This is a genomic window from Massilia aquatica (genome assembly GCF_011682045.1).
Taxonomy (GTDB): domain Bacteria; phylum Pseudomonadota; class Gammaproteobacteria; order Burkholderiales; family Burkholderiaceae_D; genus Telluria_A; species Telluria_A aquatica.
On record NZ_VVIW01000085.1, the window covers coordinates 1 to 255 of the forward strand.

The window sequence follows — 255 nt, forward strand, 5'->3', positions numbered from 1 at the left end:
ACAGAGGCCGTTTTTTCGGATCGATCACCACTTCCTGCTTGCCAATCCGGCCGAGTGCCACAATCAGTTCGGACGGGTGATCGCGTAGTTGCTCGAGCATTGCTTCCGAGCGGTAGCCTGCATCGGCTAGCACCAGCTCAGCATCGTCACCGACGTTGCGCTTTACCGCCGCCAGCACCGTCGCCAATTGACCACTATCGGCGGCACTGTTGACGAGTTCTGCCGCCACGACGATGTGGGCAGTCTCATCGACTG

Annotated in this window: 1 protein-coding gene; it reads right to left on the reverse strand. The window is 59.6% G+C overall.

Going from position 1 to position 255, the window contains the following annotated elements; translation table 11 throughout:
* On the reverse strand, positions 1–255 hold a 255-nt coding region (locus tag F1609_RS34035; RefSeq protein WP_370661713.1), incomplete at both ends, for a transposase.